The 18,991-nt window shown below is 55.2% G+C and carries 17 protein-coding genes; 5 read left to right on the forward strand and 12 right to left on the reverse strand.

Features of this window, described 5'->3' with window-relative positions:
• The first annotated feature begins 246 nt into the window (after nucleotides 1-246).
• Nucleotides 247-1,638: a metallophosphoesterase gene (locus tag J1C54_RS12280; RefSeq protein ID WP_229148261.1), complete on the forward strand. Its 1,392-nt coding sequence runs from the start codon at nucleotides 247-249 to the stop codon at nucleotides 1,636-1,638.
• Between the two features lie 167 nt (nucleotides 1,639-1,805).
• On the opposite strand, the gene J1C54_RS12285 is transcribed toward J1C54_RS12280, so the two are convergent.
• On the reverse strand, nucleotides 1,806-3,902 hold the full coding sequence (locus tag J1C54_RS12285) for a transporter substrate-binding domain-containing protein (protein ID WP_229148264.1): 2,097 nt from the start codon (nucleotides 3,900-3,902) through the stop codon (nucleotides 1,806-1,808).
• A 147-nt stretch (nucleotides 3,903-4,049) separates the two neighbouring features.
• Between J1C54_RS12285 and J1C54_RS12290 the strand changes: the two genes are divergently transcribed.
• The 3 genes from J1C54_RS12290 to J1C54_RS12300 are packed head-to-tail and all read left to right on the forward strand — an operon-like array spanning nucleotide 4,050 to nucleotide 6,323.
• Nucleotides 4,050-5,126, forward strand: a complete 1,077-nt coding sequence (locus J1C54_RS12290) for an SMP-30/gluconolactonase/LRE family protein (protein WP_229148269.1) — start codon at nucleotides 4,050-4,052, stop codon at nucleotides 5,124-5,126.
• Complete coding sequence (locus J1C54_RS12295) at nucleotides 5,119-5,991, forward strand: NAD(P)-dependent oxidoreductase (protein ID WP_229148271.1); 873 nt, start codon at nucleotides 5,119-5,121, stop codon at nucleotides 5,989-5,991. The genes J1C54_RS12290 and J1C54_RS12295 overlap by 8 nt, the downstream gene beginning before the upstream one ends.
• A gap of 50 nt (nucleotides 5,992-6,041) precedes the next feature.
• Nucleotides 6,042-6,323: a pyrimidine/purine nucleoside phosphorylase gene (locus J1C54_RS12300; protein WP_229148272.1), complete on the forward strand. Its 282-nt coding sequence runs from the start codon at nucleotides 6,042-6,044 to the stop codon at nucleotides 6,321-6,323.
• Nucleotides 6,324-6,389: 66 nt separating this feature from the next.
• On the opposite strand, the gene J1C54_RS12305 is transcribed toward J1C54_RS12300, so the two are convergent.
• The 11 genes from J1C54_RS12305 to J1C54_RS12355 all read right to left on the reverse strand — a co-directional run bounded on the left by J1C54_RS12305 (nucleotide 6,390) and on the right by J1C54_RS12355 (nucleotide 17,970).
• Nucleotides 6,390-7,109: a proteasome-type protease gene (locus J1C54_RS12305; protein ID WP_229148273.1), complete on the reverse strand. Its 720-nt coding sequence runs from the start codon at nucleotides 7,107-7,109 to the stop codon at nucleotides 6,390-6,392.
• Between the two features lie 41 nt (nucleotides 7,110-7,150).
• Nucleotides 7,151-7,948 (reverse strand): transglutaminase family protein, encoded by a 798-nt coding sequence (locus tag J1C54_RS12310; RefSeq protein WP_229148274.1) that lies wholly within the window; start codon nucleotides 7,946-7,948, stop codon nucleotides 7,151-7,153.
• On the reverse strand, nucleotides 7,945-8,874 hold the full coding sequence (locus J1C54_RS12315) for an alpha-E domain-containing protein (protein WP_229148275.1): 930 nt from the start codon (nucleotides 8,872-8,874) through the stop codon (nucleotides 7,945-7,947). Before J1C54_RS12315 ends, J1C54_RS12310 begins: the two co-directional genes overlap by 4 nt.
• Nucleotides 8,868-10,304 carry a circularly permuted type 2 ATP-grasp protein gene (locus J1C54_RS12320; protein ID WP_229148276.1) on the reverse strand — a complete coding sequence of 479 codons (1,437 nt, stop codon included), beginning with the start codon at nucleotides 10,302-10,304 and terminating at the stop codon, nucleotides 8,868-8,870. The genes J1C54_RS12315 and J1C54_RS12320 overlap by 7 nt, the downstream gene beginning before the upstream one ends.
• Nucleotides 10,305-10,484: 180 nt before the next feature.
• Nucleotides 10,485-11,786 carry a sodium ion-translocating decarboxylase subunit beta gene (locus tag J1C54_RS12325; RefSeq protein WP_229148277.1) on the reverse strand — a complete coding sequence of 434 codons (1,302 nt, stop codon included), beginning with the start codon at nucleotides 11,784-11,786 and terminating at the stop codon, nucleotides 10,485-10,487.
• A 10-nt stretch (nucleotides 11,787-11,796) separates the two neighbouring features.
• A complete protein-coding gene (oadA, locus tag J1C54_RS12330) occupies nucleotides 11,797-13,560 on the reverse strand; it encodes a sodium-extruding oxaloacetate decarboxylase subunit alpha (protein ID WP_229148278.1) in 1,764 nt (587 codons plus the stop codon).
• Between the two features lie 33 nt (nucleotides 13,561-13,593).
• Nucleotides 13,594-13,944, reverse strand: a complete 351-nt coding sequence (locus J1C54_RS12335) for an OadG family protein (RefSeq protein ID WP_229148279.1) — start codon at nucleotides 13,942-13,944, stop codon at nucleotides 13,594-13,596.
• Between the two features lie 155 nt (nucleotides 13,945-14,099).
• Entirely contained in the window at nucleotides 14,100-14,534 is a 435-nt protein-coding gene (locus tag J1C54_RS12340; RefSeq protein ID WP_229148280.1) for an Hsp20 family protein, read from the reverse strand.
• A 112-nt stretch (nucleotides 14,535-14,646) separates the two neighbouring features.
• Nucleotides 14,647-16,848: a hypothetical protein gene (locus tag J1C54_RS12345; protein ID WP_229148283.1), complete on the reverse strand. Its 2,202-nt coding sequence runs from the start codon at nucleotides 16,846-16,848 to the stop codon at nucleotides 14,647-14,649.
• Nucleotides 16,827-17,492 (reverse strand): 2OG-Fe(II) oxygenase, encoded by a 666-nt coding sequence (locus J1C54_RS12350; RefSeq protein WP_229148286.1) that lies wholly within the window; start codon nucleotides 17,490-17,492, stop codon nucleotides 16,827-16,829. Before J1C54_RS12350 ends, J1C54_RS12345 begins: the two co-directional genes overlap by 22 nt.
• A 10-nt stretch (nucleotides 17,493-17,502) precedes the next feature.
• Nucleotides 17,503-17,970, reverse strand: a complete 468-nt coding sequence (locus J1C54_RS12355) for a YbjN domain-containing protein (RefSeq protein ID WP_229148288.1) — start codon at nucleotides 17,968-17,970, stop codon at nucleotides 17,503-17,505.
• A 170-nt stretch (nucleotides 17,971-18,140) separates the two neighbouring features.
• Here J1C54_RS12355 and J1C54_RS12360 point away from each other — a divergent pair, with 170 nt between their 5' ends.
• Nucleotides 18,141-18,845, forward strand: coding sequence for a hypothetical protein (locus tag J1C54_RS12360; RefSeq protein WP_229148290.1), 705 nt, complete (start codon nucleotides 18,141-18,143; stop codon nucleotides 18,843-18,845).
• The last annotated feature ends 146 nt before the right edge of the window (nucleotides 18,846-18,991 follow it).

The raw sequence follows: 18,991 nt of genomic DNA on the forward strand, positions 1-18,991 counted from the left end.
CAGCACCCAGCTGACCGCCTCTTACTCTTACTCAAAGATAGGCACTACCCCGTTCTTCTGATTAGAAAGGGAAACAAGGAATGCTGTTTATCTAAAAAAGGCCCGAAAGGAAGGCAAATGTCAAAAGGTGTCAGACTTAGAGATTACTAATTAAGTAATTTTGGCCCGCAAACATGAGCCTGACTGGCCCGGTGCTGAAGCCGACAGTACAACGAATCATTTCGAAAACATAAGGAAAATACGACCATGGCGAATATAAGAGCAAATGCCGTGCAAGGTGTAGCAAAAGCGGCTCTCATAGGGCTAGGAGTCTTACTTCTGGCAGCATGCGATATAGACGTAACCACCAGCTCAGGCGGCGTAGTAACCTCATACCCTGCAGCCATCAACTGTGGAACGAACCTCCCAGCAGATAAAAAAGTCTGTCGGATTCAGAGTTATGAGAATAAAAAAGATGTCTTCGGCAATGTTAGTGAAATCAGACTACTTGCGACACCGTCAAAGAATTATAGCTTCTCTCACTGGGAAGGATGTGACAGAACCGACCGACTATATTGCTACAAATCTCTCGGAAGCAATGTAAGCATCTCTGCAAAGTTCAAGTATGTGGTGGCAAATGACGCTCCTGCTTCGAATGAAGTACTTCGATTTGTCGCAGTAGGTGACATGGGTACAGGGAAAAATGGCCAGCTCAGGGTGGCCAATGCTATTCAACAGATCTGCGATCCAGCAACAAACCCCTGTCATTTCGCAATCGGTCTTGGCGACAATATTTACGAGAAGAATGTCATCAGCCCCTATGACAGTGTTTTTAACTCGCACTTCGTCACACCCTATGAAAAGCTGGGATTCCCCTTCTACATGGCTTTGGGAAATCACGATAGCGACCTGCTTATCGATGGCTTTGGCAACTTCGCAATAGCCGGCCAGACACAGGTGCTTTATAGCAACCTGAACTCACAGTGGAAAATGCCGAATCGCTACTACGAGCACTCTCATCCTGCCAATGCAGGCGCTCCTACTGCAAGCTTTCTGGCACTCGACTCAACGCCCATGATGGCCATTATTGACCCGCTACTTCTGATTGACCCTGAGTATGCTTCAAGACAGGGAACCTGGGCACGTAACCGGCTGGCCAGCAGCAACGCAACGTGGAAATTTGCCTACGCACATCATCCATACTTATCCAATGGCAAACATGGCAATGCAGGCAATTACGACGGATTTAATGGCTCCGCTCCACTGCTCTATCGTCAAGCAGGGGAGTACTACAGGGTATGGTTAAAAGACAACATTTGCGGCAAGGTCGATGTATTCTTCACGGGCCATGATCATGATCTACAGCTGCTGCATGCAATACCGGAATGCGGCAATACACTATTCGTAGTCTCTGGTGCCGGAGCGAAGAGAAACGATCCCAAAGACACGAAAACAAGCGCTTCCAGCAAGTACAATCCGGCGATTTACTACGCAACAGATACTCTAGGATTTGTTGTGGCAGAAATACAAGGAAACAGAATGAAACTAATGTATTACACAGTGCCCGGCGGCGACAGTGATGCAGTCAATTTCGGCTTACCCATTAACAGCACACCAGCTGCCACCTATACCTTCAATCGCCGCACTCGAATGAACTGACGTGCTGATCAATTTCGTTTCCTGAGCGATTTGGCCAGACCCATGTCTGGCCTTTTTTCTGGCTTACTGATCTTTGAGATAGATCACTCTAGCAATATCGTCACTCCACAAGGCCTGGTCAGTATCAGCCCCCTTGAACAACAACCACAATAAGCCTGAGATTTTGGCTAATCTACTCTCTCCCCTGCTTTGGCGTTCAAGTAGCCGATATAGCGCTCACGAATTTCCCTAACGTAGTTGACCGGCTCGCTACCACGAACATAGCCATAACGCGCCTGTCGGTAATACTCTGGCCGTGATAGCAACAGCATGGCCTGCTCCACATTACCGAACCATTTATTCGGATCTTTACCAATCTTTCGCGCCAGACGGCGAGCATCATGCACATGTGCATGGCCGGCATTGTAAGCAGCAAGGCTAAAATAAATTCTCTCTTCCAGCGGCAGCGACGCCGGGAAGCGATCCCCCAGCCATTCAATAAATGCCATGCTGGCAGCGATATTATCTTTTGGGTCATACAAGTCGCTGTAACCAAACTGCGCAGCCGTTCTCGGCATGACCTGCATCAGGCCCATTGCTCCGGCATGGGATTTTGCCTTGGGGTCAAAGCGGCTTTCCTGATACATCTGTGACACCAGCAAGCGCCAGTCGCGGATTTGCTCTGTACTGTACTGGCGCAGCAAATCATCCCATGGAGAGATAGGCTCACCGGGCTCCACACGCTGGGCTCGGTACTGGCTGATAAACTTCGGTTCGGCAAAGTATTTTTTCCAGGTGACGTTGTAGAAAACGCCCCGGTAATGCTTGCCAATAAACTGATTCAGCTCCGCCAGTAGTTTCGGCTGATCCTGTCTTACCACCCAGCCGATTTCCTTTTCCTCTGCCAGATCAAGCACCACTGCAAGGTCGTCACGAAAAGTAGTCTCCATGGCAACCAGATGGCTATCGACCAATGTCAGGTCATACTCTTCTGCGGCGACCGAATCCATCAACATTTCGGAGGTGGCATTGGCAACAACGGCTATCTTCAGGTTAATGCCCTGTTGTTGTAATTCGAGAAGGGTCTGGTAATAGCTATGCTCAGGGTTAACCGCAACGACCTTACCCGCCAGCCCGGCAACGTCGTTCAGGGGGGCGCTACCTTTGGCGCCAACGAACTGTTCGGTAACCAGCAAATAACGACGGCTGAACTTCCAGCCACGGGCCACCCGCTCATCCGTGCGTGTAACCGCGGCGGCAACCACATCTCCATAGCCTTCCGACAACGCTTTATACATGGACTCCTGACCGTCGCGAACAATGATGCTGACGCGTAGGCCACGCTGACGGGCGAACTCGCGGATCAGGTCGTAATCAAACCCCATTAGCTCGCCACGCCAAAGAAAGTAGCTGGCCGGGTTGTTGGAAGTAATCACCCTTAGCACGCCGGCCTTTTCAATCGCTGGAAAATCCCGTGGCTGAATCACACGACGGGAAGTAATCACGCGCTGAGCGGTGAGGTATTCATTCAAAGAGCGTTGCAACTGTTCATTGTCCGGGCGCATAGCCCAGCCGATTTCCCGCCCCTGAGTTACGGTTGGGCCGATCCGCACTCCCGCAACCATAGGAACCAGCGCGGCGGCGATATCGCTATCCATGATGGTGGCCTGATAGGTGCCACTGGCAACGCCGTCCAGCATTGCCCAATCGGTGCTCGCGCCCGGCTCTGTCTGTAGACTGATATGGGGATAGCGGGCGGCAAGCTGTTGTACCGTCTCCTGCCAGGCAGTGCCCGCTGGCACTGCAATCGACAACTCTTCAATGTCCTCAAGGTTCTGCGCAGTTGAGCCTTTCGGCAGGATAAGCACCTCATCGACGATGGCCAATGGAACACTAAATGCCAGCAAATCGTTACGACTGTCGGTGCGGGTCAAGTTGGTAACAATAAGGTCACCACGACCATCCAGCACCGCCTGGGACAACGCATCAAAGTCATCCACCACAATCCACTGCGGCATTAGGCCAAGGGAGCGAACAAAAGCTTCGGCAGTCTCTCGGTAACTTGCCAAAGGCAAGCCATCACGGGGTAATGAAGGATCCTCATCAAACTTTGGCGCAAGCAAGCGCACCACAGCGCGCTCTCGCAATTCAGGCAGATCTCCGGTTTCGATATATGGGTTCTGCATACTGCGCTTGGCCGCTTCTTCAGATGACTGCGGCGACTGATCACAAGCGGCGCTTATCAGCGCCAGTAACAATAGCGGAAGCCGTGGCAGAAATTTCATAAAACCTCCTTCTCCGGACTTCAGTTGTGCGAGCATGCCATTGCTTCGGCAGGCCGTATGACAAGTCACTCTTCACGACTGGGTGCTCCTCATGACAAGGTACATGGCCCTCTTCTACACTGCCACCACTGACAAGGAGACACATATATGCGCATCACTATTGCAGTACTTGCCTCGCTGCTGGCTTACCTGCTGTTCTGGCCGGTACCGATTGATCCGGTGGCCTGGCAGGCCCCTGCTGCACCAGCATTGACAGGCGAATATGGGGTGAATGACCGCCTTGCCGGGATACCGCGTCTTGCTGAGGGAGAGGGATATGGGCCAGAAGACGTTGCCGTGGATAGCGCCGGCAATCTGTTTGTTGGCTACGAGGACGGCCGCGTGATGCGCTTTGACAACAACGGCAAAAACGGGGATCTGCTCGCCAACACCGGAGGCAGACCACTGGGGCTGGATTTCGATACAGACGGGAACCTTATCGTTGCAGATGGTTATAAGGGCCTGCTGCGGATCGCCATGTCAGGGAAGGTCGAGGCACTATCCAGCGAATCAGACGGAATTCCCTTTCTATTCACCGATGACGTTGATGTCGCCGAGGACGGAAGAATCTACTTTAGTGATGCATCAAGTAAGTTTGGCCCAGCTCTAAAGGCCCGCGACGATATTCTGGAGCACGGCGGTCATGGTCGCCTGCTGCGATTTGACCCCGCCACTGGCATCACCACTACGCTGCTGGATGGCTTGCAGTTCGCCAATGGCGTGGCTGTGGCGCCGGATCAGCAGTCGGTGCTATTCACTCAGACCGGTAGCTACAATATTGTTCGTTACTGGATTGAGGGGGAGCGTGCCGGCACGCATGAGGTCTTTTTTGACAACCTTCCTGGTATCCCCGACGGCATGTCAAGCAATGGCAAGGATACTTATTGGGTAGCGTTATATGCGCCGCGTAACGCCATACTGGATGCCCTGTCCGAATGGCCATTTCTGCGCAAGATGGCTTTTCGTCTACCCACGTGGATGCAGCCACAACCGGCGCCCCATGCATTTGTTCTAGGGCTTTCCCTTGACGGCACCGTGACACACAACCTGCAACATGTAGGCGCAGACAGCTTTTATCCAATTACCAGCGTTGAGCAAGCAAACGGAAAGCTCTACCTCGGCAGCCTCACTCAGCCAGCGTTTTCCGTGATCGACGCCCCCGCCGGAGTCAGTACGGATGAGTAAGGTCGCCTTTGTTGGGCTTGGCGTAATGGGTTACCCGATGGCAGGACACCTTCAGGACGCTGGTCATGCGGTGACCGTTTATAACCGCACGGTTTCCACGGCAGTGGCCTGGGTGGCAGCACATGGAGGTCGCCAGATGGCGACGCCGGCACGGGCGGCCAGCGATGCAGATTATGTGATGACCTGTGTGGGCAACGATGATGACCTGCGCGCCGTGGTACTGGGGGATCAGGGTGTGCTGGCAGGCATGGCCGCGGGCTCAGTGCTGATCGACCACACCACTGCCTCTGCATCCGTAGCCCGCGAACTGGCCGTAGCCGCAGCAGAGCACGGCGTGGCATTCATTGACGCACCGGTATCCGGCGGCCAGCAAGGCGCCCAGAACGGCGCCCTGACGATAATGTGTGGCGGCGACTCGGGAGCGTTCGAACGGTCTGCTGTCGTCATGAAAGCTTATGCTAAAGCAATCACTCATCTCGGTCCGGTGGGTGCCGGCCAGCTCACCAAGATGGTCAACCAGATTTGTGTGGCCGGTGTGGTGCAAGGCCTTGCAGAAGGCATGAACTTCGCCGCCCGGGCGGGGCTGGATGTGCAGAAGGTCATCGACGCCATTTCCCAGGGCGCTGCCAGTAGCTGGCAGATGGTGAATCGTCACAAAACAATGATTGCTGAGGAATACGAGCATGGTTTTGCCGTCGACTGGATGCGCAAGGATCTGGATATAGCTCTGTCCGAGGCTGCCGAGAATGGCTCCGACCTGACAGTAACCACTCTGATTAACGAGTACTACCGGGATGTGCAGAACATGGGTGGCGGGCGCTGGGATACTTCGGCGTTATTGAAGCGCTTACAGTCCCGATCCTGATCGGTTTATGCCATACTTCGCCACCTTTTTGGCAGCCCTGGGAGCCCATCATGTTCAAGGTAAACGAGTACTTCGACGGCAAGGTAAAATCGATCGCCTTCCAGACTGCCACGCTGCCGGCTACAGTCGGCGTGATGGCGCCGGGTGAATATGAGTTCGGTACCAATATCCGGGAAACCATGCGAGTAATCAGCGGCGCCCTGACGGTGAAGCTGCCGGGCAGTGATAACTGGGAATCGTTTGCTGCGGGCAGCGAGTTTGTCGTTGCTGCCGACGTGAAGTTTCAGGTCAAGATCGCCGAAGACACTGCGTACCTTTGCATTTACGGCTGAGCTGTCAGTTCGTCACCTCTGCACTTCTTGCGCCACCTGCAGCGCCCCAATGGGGCGCTCACTCCCCTACAACTCAATATCAACCAGATTGCTAAATGTCTGTCTCAGGCCCATGGACCAGGCTTCGCGCAGCTGCTGAAAACCGGGGTGATTGTCGTTGATATCAAAGTATTCATTGGGCGAGAACGAGTCTCGCCTGTAGATCAATAGATCCAGCGGCATACCCACTGAGAGATTAGAGCGAATTGTCGAATCCATACTGATTAAAGCGCACTTCACCGCATGGTCAATCGGTGTACTAAAATTGATCACTCGGTCAATAATAGGCTTGCCATACTTGATCTCACCAATCTGGAAATAAGGTGTATCCATGGTGGCCTGAATAAAATTACCCTCCGGGTAGATATGGTAAAGGTCCATATCCTGCCCCTTGATCTGCCCACCAACAATAAAGTTACAGCCAAAATCCACTGCGGACTGCTGCTTGCCGCTATCACGATTGATTACTTCCCGTACTGTGGCACCAATCAGCTCGGCCACCTCAAAAAATGAGCCCTGATTGAACAGGTTGGGCGTGTCGTGCCCCAAGCGTGTACGAAGCAAACTCAATACACTTTGGGTGGTGGCCAGATTACCCGAGCTAAGCAGAACGATCTGTCGCTCCCCCGGCAGACAGAAGCTATGTAACTTGCGAAATGTTGCAATATGATCAACACCGGCATTAGTCCGGGAGTCCGCCAAAAATACCATACCCGACGATAGCCGCATGGCTACGCAATAGGTCATTCTCTATCCCCTGAACATCCTGCCATTGGTTTCTGCAGAGGTTACTGACTAACCTGCAGATCACTACGCTCCACCAGTGCGAAAGCATGCATGCTTTCCACTCCACCGCCGTAGCGCACACCCCGTACCGGGCAAGCATCCAGATAATCCAGTCCCACCGCAAGCTTAAGATGGTGGGTCGGCTCGATGGCCTGATTGGTCACATCAAAGGTGTGCCAACGGTCATTTAGCCAGACCTCAGCCCAAGCATGGCTGGCAACATGATTGCTGTCATTGGTATACAAATAGCCGCTGACATAGCGGGCTGGAATGCCGAGCACACGGCAGCAACTCAGAAACACATGAGTATGATCCTGACAGACCCCGCGCCCGGTAGAGAACGCCTCCGTGGCCGTGCTGCTTACCACCGTTGACCCTGGCACATAGGGCATCAGCTCCAGCAGCGCAGCGCTAAGCTCTGCCAGTCTCTGCAGCGGCTGGGAACCAGCAAAGCCCTGGGCAAAACTACGGATCATCTGGTCAGCACGGGTAATAGGGGTAAAGCGCTGGAAGACCAAAGGCGACAGACGCTGGTCATCATCCTCAAGGTGCTCATCAACGATCTCTACCTCGCCCTTGGCAGCAATAGTAATAGCATCATGAGGCCGGTCCATGGTCAGCACGTGGAGGATATTGCCAAAGCCGTCGGTGCCACGGGTTGCCACATCAGGCATATCCAGGTCCCATGACAAAATTCTCTGGCGTGCTGACGATTTCGGCGTCAGACGCAGATACTGGGTGCTATGAGACACCGGGGTCTCGTAGCAGTACTCCGTGCGATGCTCAATTGACAGTTTCATACAACCTCCAGATATTCCTGACCCAAGGTATTCGCCAGATCATTAATGCGGCGCAAAAAATCGTCCAGATAGTCATTCACGCCAACATCCATAATGTGGCGCATATCACCATACTGCAGACGCGCAAAAAGCACCGTCACCTGACGTTTGGCATTCAGGCCAGCATTACCCTCAATGGCTGGAAGCAGCTCGCACAGCATTTCAACGCAGGAACGTAGCGAGCGAGGTACTTCCCCACGAAGAATCAGCAATTCAACAATATTCTCGAACTGCAGCGCATCACTATAGATCTCGCGATAGGCCTCGAAAGCACCCACCGAGCGCAACAGGGCGTTCCAGCGATAAAACTCCACAGCTGTATTGCCCGGCGAGCCATCTACCTGCTCCCGACCACCGAGAATTCTGGCAGTGTTATCCGCTCGCTCAATAAAGGTGCCAATACGCAAAAAGCGGAACGCATCATTGCGCATAATGGTCCCGTAGGCCGCCCCACGGAAAAGATGGGAGCGCTGTTTAACCCAATCAAAAAATGCAGACACACCGATACTTAGCAGGCCAGCCCGGCTCATCTCCTGAAGTTCGATCCAGGTAGTGTTGATGCTCTCCCACATCTCCGAGGTTATCTTGCCTCGCACCGCATGGGCATTTTCCCGAGCCATACGCAGGCTATTGAAAATGCTGCCCGGGTTATCCCGGTCAAGAGTCAGGAAGTGCAATACATTATGTACCTGCAAGGTGCCATAACGTTCCATATAAAGCTCTTTGGCACCACTGATTGCCAGCGGAGTGCTGAGCTCGTCACGGGCCGTGACTGAAAATGGAATCAATGACATATTCCACGCCACATCCAGCATCCGCGCCGTGTTCTCGGCCCGCTCCAGATATCGCGACAACCAGTACAACTCGGCAGCAGTCCTACTCAGCATGACGGCTCCTCCAGTACCCAGGTGTCTTTGGTGCCTCCTCCCTGGGACGAATTCACCACCAGCGAACCTTCCTGCATGGCCACCCGCGTCAAGCCACCGGGGGCCATACGAATTTCACGACCACTGAGTACAAATGGACGAAGGTCAATATGCCGCGGCGCTATGCCGCTCTCGGCGAAAATCGGGCAAGTAGATAACGACAGGGTCGGTTGCGCGATGTAATTATCCGGGCGGGCGATCAACCGGTCACGAAACTGGGCAATCTGCTCCTTAGTACTTAATGGACCAACTAACATGCCATAACCACCGGCGCCATGAACTTCCTTGACCACCAACTCGGCCAAATGATCAAGCACATAAGACAGATTGCTGGCATCTCGGCACTGCCATGTTGGAACATTTTTCAGCATTGGCTCTTCGTCAAGATAGAAACGAATCATCTCCGGCACATAGGGGTAGACTGACTTGTCATCCGCTACCCCTGTGCCAATCGCATTAGCGATCGAGACATTGCCCTCCCGATATACCGATAGCAGCCCAGGCACACCAAGCATGGAATCTTGACGAAACGCCAACGGATCAAGATAGTCATCGTCAATGCGCCGATAGATCACATCCACTTGTTGCGGCCCGGCAGTGGTGCGCATATACACATGACTGTCTTTAACAAAAAGGTCCGGCCCCTCCACCAGCTCTATACCCATTTGCTGTGCTAGAAATGCATGCTCAAAGTAGGCGCTGTTGTAACGACCCGGTGTTAGAAGCACAACATTCGGGTGACTGACATTGCTCCCCTGTTGCAAGGTCTCCAGCAGCAGTGACGGATAGTGATCTACCGGGGCCACCGAGTTACCAGAGAACAACTCAGGGAACAGACGCATCATCATGCGCCGGTTTTCAATCATGTAGCTGACCCCGGACGGAGTGCGAAGATTATCCTCAAGGACATACCAGTCGCCCTTGTCGTCGCGAATCAGATCCACGCCACTGATTTGCGCATAAACATCATTGGGTAAATCCACGTCCTGCATGCAGGGCTGATAGTGGGCATTGCCAAAAATCTGCTCAGGGGGAATGCGCCCTGCTTTGAGAATATTCTGGTCGTGGTAAATATCGTGCAGGAACATATTCAGTGCTTGCACACGCTGGCGAATACCATTCTCGAGCCAGCCCCACTCCTGTGCCGGAATCACTCTGGGCAGACTATCAAAAGGGATTAGCCGCTCGGTACCACTGGATTCACCGTACACGGCAAAGGTAATACCCACCCGGTGAAACAGCAGTTCCGCTTCGCGGCGCTTGCGCTCCATTTCTTCCAGCGGACGCTTGTTGAGCCAGCTCCAATAGCTGCCGTAGTGCTCTCGCACCTGACCATCGGCCAGCAGCATTTCGTCGAATATCCCGTTTCCGGGCAGTTTTGCGGGGAACATCTGATCACCCTGCGGCAGTTGTCATCCTGACTCTGCAAGGGTCGCGCCAGAACAGGGCAGGCGCAATCAGGCGTTATGACCGGAGTTTTTTAGGGATAGAGGATTTTATGGCACCAATTTGGTGCGAAAAAAGCACGGCCGCCACATGTAGGAGCGGCTTTACCAGCAGAAGGGCGGCCCTTAGCCGCCCACAAAGTTTAGCAGCACACCCGCCGCCACCGCGGAGCCAATCACACCCGCCACATTTGGCCCCATGGCATGCATCAACAGGAAGTTCTGTGGATTTGCCTCCAGACCAACCTTGTTAGCAACCCGCGCCGCCATAGGCACCGCCGACACACCGGCGGCACCGATAATGGGGTTGATCGGCATGCTACTGAAGCGATTCATAATCTTCGCCATAATCACGCCAGAACCTGTACCGATGGCAAATGCCGCCAGACCAAGCACCAGAATACCCATGGTTTCCGTTACCAGAAACTGCTCCGCACTCAGCTTCGAGCCCACCGCCAAGCCCAGCATAATGGTGACAATGTTGATCAGCGCGTTGGTAGTTGTATCAGTCAGCCGAGCGACAACGCCAGACTCCTTCATCAAGTTACCAAAGCAGAACATGCCAAGCAGCGGCGCCGCATCCGGGAGAATCAGCGCCACCAGCACCAGCAGCACAATGGGAAACATGATTTTTTCCCGCTTTGACACCGGGCGCAGCTGCTCCATACGAATCTCACGATCTGCTTGAGATGTCAGCAAACGAATGATTGGCGGCTGAATCACCGGCACCAAAGCCATATAGGAATAGGCGGCCACGGCTACTGCGCCAAGTAAATCCGGTGCTAGCTTGGTGGTCACATAGATAGAGGTGGGGCCATCAGCACCGCCGATAATGCCGATGGAGGCTGCATCAGCAACGCTGAAATCAAGGCCAATAAAATTAAGCGCCAGGGCGCCAATCAGGGCAGCAAAAATACCGAACTGGGCAGCAGCGCCGAGCAACAGGGTGCGTGGATTGGCCAGCAGCGGGCCAAAGTCTGTCATTGCGCCTACGCCCATAAAAATGAGCAATGGGAAAATACCGGTGGTCAAACCCACCGTATAAATCAGGTAAAGAATGCCATCGCCGTAATTGGCGTCTCTGGCCATTTCGTGAACCAGCATTCGCAGTGCCGGCTCCGCCTGATAGTAGGCGCTGTACATGGCCTTAACACCTTCTGCAGGGTCAATACCGAGCGCACCGGCAATGCTGGCAATCAGTTCCGGCGAACCAAGGTGCAGAGCCTGACTCACCGCCGACTCCGCCATCCCCGCCATAGGAATATTGGCGAGCAAACCACCCACGCCAATTGGCAACAGCAGTAACGGCTCAAAGCCCTTGCGAATGGCAAGAAACAACAAACACAGACAGACCGCAATCATGACCGCCTGACCTGGCTCTATGTGATACAAACCAGTGCTGAACCAGAGTTTTTCCAGCTTATCCATTGATCTGTCCTCAGCCGATGGTCAACAGCAGGTCACCAACGGTGACCGCGTCGCCTTCCTTGGCCTGGACCGCAATCACGGTTCCGGCTCGAGGCGCACAAATATCAGTTTCCATCTTCATGGCTTCCAGCACGATGATCTTTTCGCCAGCGGCCACCTGTTGCCCTGGCTTCACCAGCACACGGAAAATATTGCCGGCTAGCGGTGCATTTAGCGGCTCCCCGGCCCCCGCTGGTGCAGAGGCCACGGCAGTGCCGCCGCCCACCGGAGCGATGCCGGTAACGTCGCCACCCGCGGCGACAGTGACACTGTAGTTCTGGCCATCTACGGTAACCGTATAGATCTCTTCACCGCTGTCCGTAGTCGGCACATCATGGCCAGTGGGCACCGGCTCAAAGGCTTTCGGATTGCCCCGGTTTTGCAAAAATTTCAAGCCGATCTGCGGGAACAGCGCGTAGGTAAGCACATCATCAATATGCTGTTCACCATGGGCCAACTTGATACCTTTCTCTTTCGCCAAGCCATCCAGCTCAGTGCTCAGCTTATCCATTTCATTGCTGATCAGATCCGCCGGACGACAGGTTATTGGCTCATCACCATCCAGAGCACGGGCCTGCAGCTCAGCATTAAAGGGTGCCGGCGCCGAGCCATATTCACCACGCAAGATACCGCGAGTTTCTTTCGACATGGCCTTGTAACGCTCGCCGGAAAGCACATTCAGCACTGCCTGAGTGCCGACGATCTGCGAAGTTGGCGTAACCAGAGGAATAAAGCCAAGGTCTTCGCGGACTTTCGGAATTTCCGCCAGCACTGCGTCGAACTTGTCTTCGGCATTCTGTTCTTTCAGCTGGCCTTCCATATTGGTGAGCATGCCACCCGGCACCTGGGCTACCAGAATGCGTGAATCTACACCGCGCAGACTGCCTTCAAATTTCGCATACTTTTTCCGTACTTCCCGGAAGTAGGCGGCAACTTCTTCAAGCAGATGAATGTTCAGGCCGGTGTCGCGATCAGTACCTTCAAAGATCGACACCACCGCTTCGGTAGGGCTATGACCATAGGTCATCGACATGGATGATATTGCCGTGTCGACAGTATCAATGCCCGCCTCCACCGCCTTGACGATGGTGGCGGTGGACAGGCCCGTGGTGGCATGGCAATGCAGCTGCACTGGAATTGCCAGCGTCTGCTTCAAACGACTAACCAGCTCGAACGCCTCATATGGGCGCAGCAGGCCAGCCATATCCTTGATGGCAATCGAATGGGCGCCCATATCTTCAATTTTCTTTGCCAGATCAATCCAGGCTTCGAGGGTATGCACGGGGCTGTTGGTATAGGACAAAGTGCCCTGAGCATGTTTGTCTTCACGAATCACTGCGGCGATGGCCCGCTCCAGATTCCGTGGATCATTCATGGCGTCGAATACACGGAACACGTCAACACCATTTTTCGCCGCCCGCTCGACAAAGCGATCAACCACATCATCGGCATAGTGCCGGTAGCCAAGCAGGTTCTGACCGCGCAGCAGCATCTGCTGCCGGGTATTCGGCATGGCTTTTTTCAGCTCCCGAATGCGATCCCATGGATCCTCACCCAGATAACGAATACAAGCATCAAAGGTAGCGCCACCCCAGGACTCCACCGACCAGAAACCGACCTGATCAAGTTTTGCCGCAATCGGCAGCATGTCATCTAGCCGCAGCCGGGTAGCAAAGAGGGACTGATGCGCATCGCGCAGCACAACGTCGGTGATACCGAGAGGTTTCTTGTTCATGGCCAGAGCCTTTTCAGGTAGTGGTCAGTGGAATCAACCGCGTCCGGTACGGGCGCGGTGCTGGCGAATCGCATCCTCAATGATGCGCAGGGTGGTAGCTTCTACCGGCGCAGCAGTACTGGCCGTGACAGCGGGTGCTGCCGCAGGAGCCGGCACGGCTTCCGGGAAATAACGGTTTACAAACCAGGACATCAGGTTGGTGCAACCCACCAACACGATCAGGAAGGAAAATACCACGCCCATGCCAACTAGCATGAGTTCTAGGCCTTGCTGCATCAGCGTATCCATGGAGTTTCCCCTGTTTGAGGTGTCTCGTTGGTCGTCATTCAGGGCCTTGTGGACCCGGATGGCGCGGACTGTAACCAGATTGTCGACAATCTGCAATGACAACTCCGCTCTGCAAAATGTGACATTGCCGTCACCGGAAAACCAGTACGACGGGTAAGCCCCGACCCTGTACCATAAAAAAGGCCGCCCAACTGAGGGCGGCCAAGAAGGGGAATCACTATCAGCGCAGCTATACGTTTGTCACTCGGGGGTCACTCCGACTGGATCGGCACCATGCGCGGCTTGGCCTCTTCTGGCACCACCTGCTCCAGTTGCACTGTCAGCAGACCATCCTTAAGACCGGCGCCGGTAACCCGAACATGGTCCGCCAGACGGAACGTCCGCTCGAAAGCACGGCGGGCAATACCACGGTGCAGCCAGGTGCGGTCACCCTCATCATCCGTTGGCACCTCGACTCGACCACTCACCCGTAACTCGTTTTCCTGCACCGTGATATTCAGTTCCGACTCACGAAACCCCGCCACCGCCATAACAATGCGGTATTGGCCATCCGCATCACGGATGATGTCATAGGGCGGATACCCCCCGGACTGATCCGCCCGCAATGCGTTATTAATCAGATCGTCAAACCTGTCAAAACCTACGCTGTGACGAAACAGCGGGGCCAGAGAAAAGCCACTGTTCATAATTACCTCCAGACACTTCGGCAAGTAGGCCATCCCCGCAACGGGCAATGGCAGTCAGCGTGATCACGAAGTCAGTAATGGAGACGGCATAACGAATTTTCAAGGAATATTTTTAACGGGCTAGCTGAAGGTCAATACGAGCCTTCAGAGGTGGTAACTTCAGCTTCAGAGGGGTATCACCCAAGTCGGTTTCTGCCTCCAGCAGCAATCCCAGCCGACCGCTTTTCGGCGCATCCGCCGGCACATCAACACGCACCCGCAGACAGATCGGTTGACCCGCTGTTACCGGCAACCAGCGACTGACATCTTCATCAACAAATTTCGATTGCTCATTACATTGTGGATCAAGCAAAAAACGGTGCTGCCAGTTGGTGCCAGTTGCCTGCTCGGCACGGTAGCGAAACCGGACCCGGCCGGAAGTCTGGGGCAGATAGCGGAACAGGAACAGCTGGGTCGATCCCGGCGTTACCGTGCGGGCCGCCGGGGTTTGCCAGCGCGGCGCCCGGATCAAGGCCAGCATGATGCCATCCTGCAGATACTCACGCCGTGCAGTGAACTGCCAACGGCCATCGCCCTGCCAGACAAACGGCGACAACGGCAGGTCATTCGCCCGGGCACTTACCGCGTGCCAACCCGACGGCATATCCGCCTCCAGAATCAATGACCGGTCGGCAAGTGACTCCGGCAGTTCCAAAGCAAACAGCCCAAGGCCATTAGTCAACGTCTGGGCATGCACCTGCTTGCCCTCTCGCACCCTCACCTGAGTAGCGGCGACGCCTGCCTCGCCACGCTGACGCTGGCCGTCATGTGCCGTAGCAGTACCAGCACCGTTATCTTCAAAAATCTGACCGGCCAGTAACATTCCAGCAGGGCGACACAGATAGCCGGCAGCCACACCGGGCAGGTCCTCGCTGCGCACCTGATCGAAGTGGCTAGCATCGATGTCAGGCAGCAAGGCGCCGCCTCCAGACAGCAGGCGGCCACCTCCGCCCGCACCGCCCGCCGCCGCGCCCTGCCCCCCTTTACCGCCACTCAGTAGCCAGTGGCGTTGCTGCTGATCAGCAAAAGCGGCCTGAAGCAACATGGTGCCGCCACCCCCTCCACCGCCAGCACCTTCGTCACTGTCACGGCCACTTTGGCCGCGTAGATCAAACTCACCCGCTCCCTCCAGTCGCCCGGCACGAATAACGATAATGCCGCCGCCAGCACCGCCACTACCTGCCAACCCTGCGCCGAATGAACGACTGCCGGCACCGCCGCCACCGCCGGGACTAAGCAGCAGCAGATCCCCTAACCCTGCACCACCCTCACCGCCAAACGGCTGGCCAGCGGCATTCAGACCAGTTCTCCCCGGAGCACCACCAGCACCACCACCGCCACCGACCGGCTCACTATTGTCTGGACGCAAGCTGCTGGCACCGCCACCGGCGTTGGCCGGTGCTCCGCGGGCCATGCTGCCATTGGGATAGCCATCACTGACCGTCCGGGCATCTGCTTGTCGGCGAGAATCCAGCGCCACTGTGTCTGCACCGTCCGTGGCTAGCCAGCGTGGAGTGCCAGCCAGCCCCTCTCCCTTACTGGCATGCTGACCAAAAGCCGCAGCCAACTCGGCAACAGCAGGGGCTCGATAGCGATAATCCGTCACATCCCCCAATGCACCCACCAGCGGCAAAGCTGCACCGCCGCGAAACCCGGCACCGGCCACCGACAGGCGATGACCGTTCAACTGCAAACTGCGACGCACATCCACAGCCAGAATGCCGCCACTGGCGCCGTCCCAGGGCAACACAGCAAGATCACCCGTCAAAGAGAGGCTCTCGTACTGCGGCACTCGGACCAGCTGCCAGCGCTGGCGGCCGGATTCAGCGGCACCATTCGGTTCACGACTACGATAGGCATGGAACACACCACTATTCGGCCCGGCACCTCGAACTCGCACCCTGTCAGCCTCAACTTCCTCAATGCGCACAAACTCAAAATGGCCGGCCTCAAGCTCAAGCCAGCCTCTGCCCTGCGCGTCACCGCGAATACCATCGCCATAACCGTCGTCATTACTGGCCGCAATCCGGGCACCTTGCATTTGTACCAGCAGTCCCAGGTCTCCCGGACCAAGCTCGCCCGGACCGCGACGTGCCGCCACCGGGAGCCAACGACTACCGGGTGCAACGTCACTGGAGGAAGCAGACTCAAGCCAAAGATTGACCACGCCCTTTGCCTGAACAGCGCCGTCACGACCGGGGAAACCACACAGACCAGCGGCCCCCACAGGCACCGCCGCCAGCATAAAGAGGCTCAGAGCGAAGGCGCGGACCACGGCCCCGGCCCTTCATTGCGCCGGAACCAACCGGCAATACTGATACGATCCGCATGGGCAGCCAGCACCTCATGGGGAATGCGCTCGGAAAGAAAACAGACCAACGTACCGGCACGTGGTGCCACATCGAGCAGCGGCGTCACCGCGTCCACATCAGGCCAGACCCGCAAACAGCCGCCATGTGACTGTTGCCAGCGTGGATTCAGATAGACAACAACGGATACCACTCGGGGGTTATCACCGCGAAAGGCATCCAGGTGGCGTCGATAGAAGCCGCCTGGCGGGTAAAGGGCAAAGTGCGCTTCAAGATCAAACAACCCCAGAAACAGACTGCGGTTGATCTCGATACGAAGCTGCTCCAACTCGTCCAGCAAACGCAGCTGTGCCAGAGTGCTGCCGTCCAGCCAGAAGGTCCGGTCACGGCGGATGAACTCGTTCTGCTGCTGCAGATTATGACGACCAACGGCCGCTTCGCTGAACTGTCCGCGGGCATCGCGCTGGCGAACCTCGCGGCGCAGAGCTCGAACAAGCGCAGGCGAAACGTAACCGGGCTCGGCCGCAAAACCGCAGGTCAGCAGGCCCTCGACAATGCGCTGCCGCGGGCCATCGCCAACACCACCAGTGGTCTCAATCAGCTGCGCCATGGCTGGGCTCTCAGTGCAAGGCGTCGCGTTCGGGCACCGTTTCATCCTCCGGACCGAACAAACAGCCCAGTTGCTGGCACTCTTCCAGCAGCTGGGCAGTGGCATCAACGTTAGCCTGAACAAAATGGATGAACTGCTCGAAGGTAACCCCGGCTCGACCAAGCAACAGATCACAGGCCACCAGTCTTGGCAACGCATCATCATTGACGTCAATGAAGATCTTCAGAGTGGGCCAAGTCATATTCAGGCGTGAAATTTCACTTAACAGCATCAACAGGCTACCAGGACGGATCTCGATTTCTGTAGTGAGTAGCAAGCCGTCTTCCTCGACAAACAGGCGGCTGTCCAGCACTCCTTCGCGACCCTGTAACTCCGACAGGTGCAGGCCATGGCACTGATCGCAGATATAGTGATGAATGCCAGCTTGTTGCAGCCAGCGCTCAACCTGAGCTGCATCGGGAACCAGTAACACCAGCATGATCACTCTCCTGCACTATTCAAGGGCGCATGATCAGGCATTCTGCCAGCCAAGGGAAGTGATGCTGAATTGACCGATATGCCCGCGCATCTGGCCGGATTGGCTTTGGCGTAACCCCCCGGCGCAGCTATTATGCCGCTAGTCAGCGAACAACAAGAACGGGGAATTGCATGTCCGATCACACTACCTGGGTAGCCTTCCGGTCCAGCGACACACTGCATCAGACCACCGATAGCTTCATTAGCCGGATGCGTGGTGGCGCATCAAAACCTGAACCTGAAACAATCGAAAAAATCATGTCCACATTTATGCAGGAAGTACTGCATAACTTTTTCATTATTCCTACCGAGCAAGCTGGACTGCCACCATCAACTCAGAAGGTGGTTCAATTCACCGTCGACACCATCAATAAAGCTACACACCTCGTGATCAAGAGTACTGTTCGCAAGTTGGATATTGATCAGAATCGTCGTGCGGCGGAATATATGGATACCGTGCGCTTTAAACTGGAGGAAGGTGGTAAAGAAATCTGGTACGTGGCCTTTCCTCTAAATGAAATGATGGCCGCCAAGGGGCGCAAGGCATTTGAGATGGGTGTAAGTGGTCAGGGTCAGCAGGCTCTGCCAGCATTACTAGAATACTTTCACCAGCTCACCGATATCGCTTTGTACTGGTACTTTGAAGAGCCAATGAAGCTGCTGCGCTTTGGCCCCATTATGCGCAAAGTTTCAGAAGTGGGCGTGGCTACAACTCGCAAAGCCACCCATACGGTAATCGATAAAGTCATTCCCGGCATGAGCGCAGAACAACTGGTTACTGTTTGCCAGTATGCGCAGATGCAGCTGGTGAATGGCCCACAGCATCACGACATTTGACCGCCTATATTTGCGCATTCCGCAAAGGAGTGCGCAAATAATCGATCAGAAAGTCTGGCGCTGCCGTTACCACTCAACACTGCCTGAAATGCTGATCCACGTGAAGTATGTTAGACTTCGCCAATCCGATGACGGGGTAAGCGCTT

The sequence above is a fragment of the Alcanivorax sp. 1008 genome (assembly GCF_020667895.1).
GTDB lineage: Bacteria > Pseudomonadota > Gammaproteobacteria > Pseudomonadales > Alcanivoracaceae > PGZG01.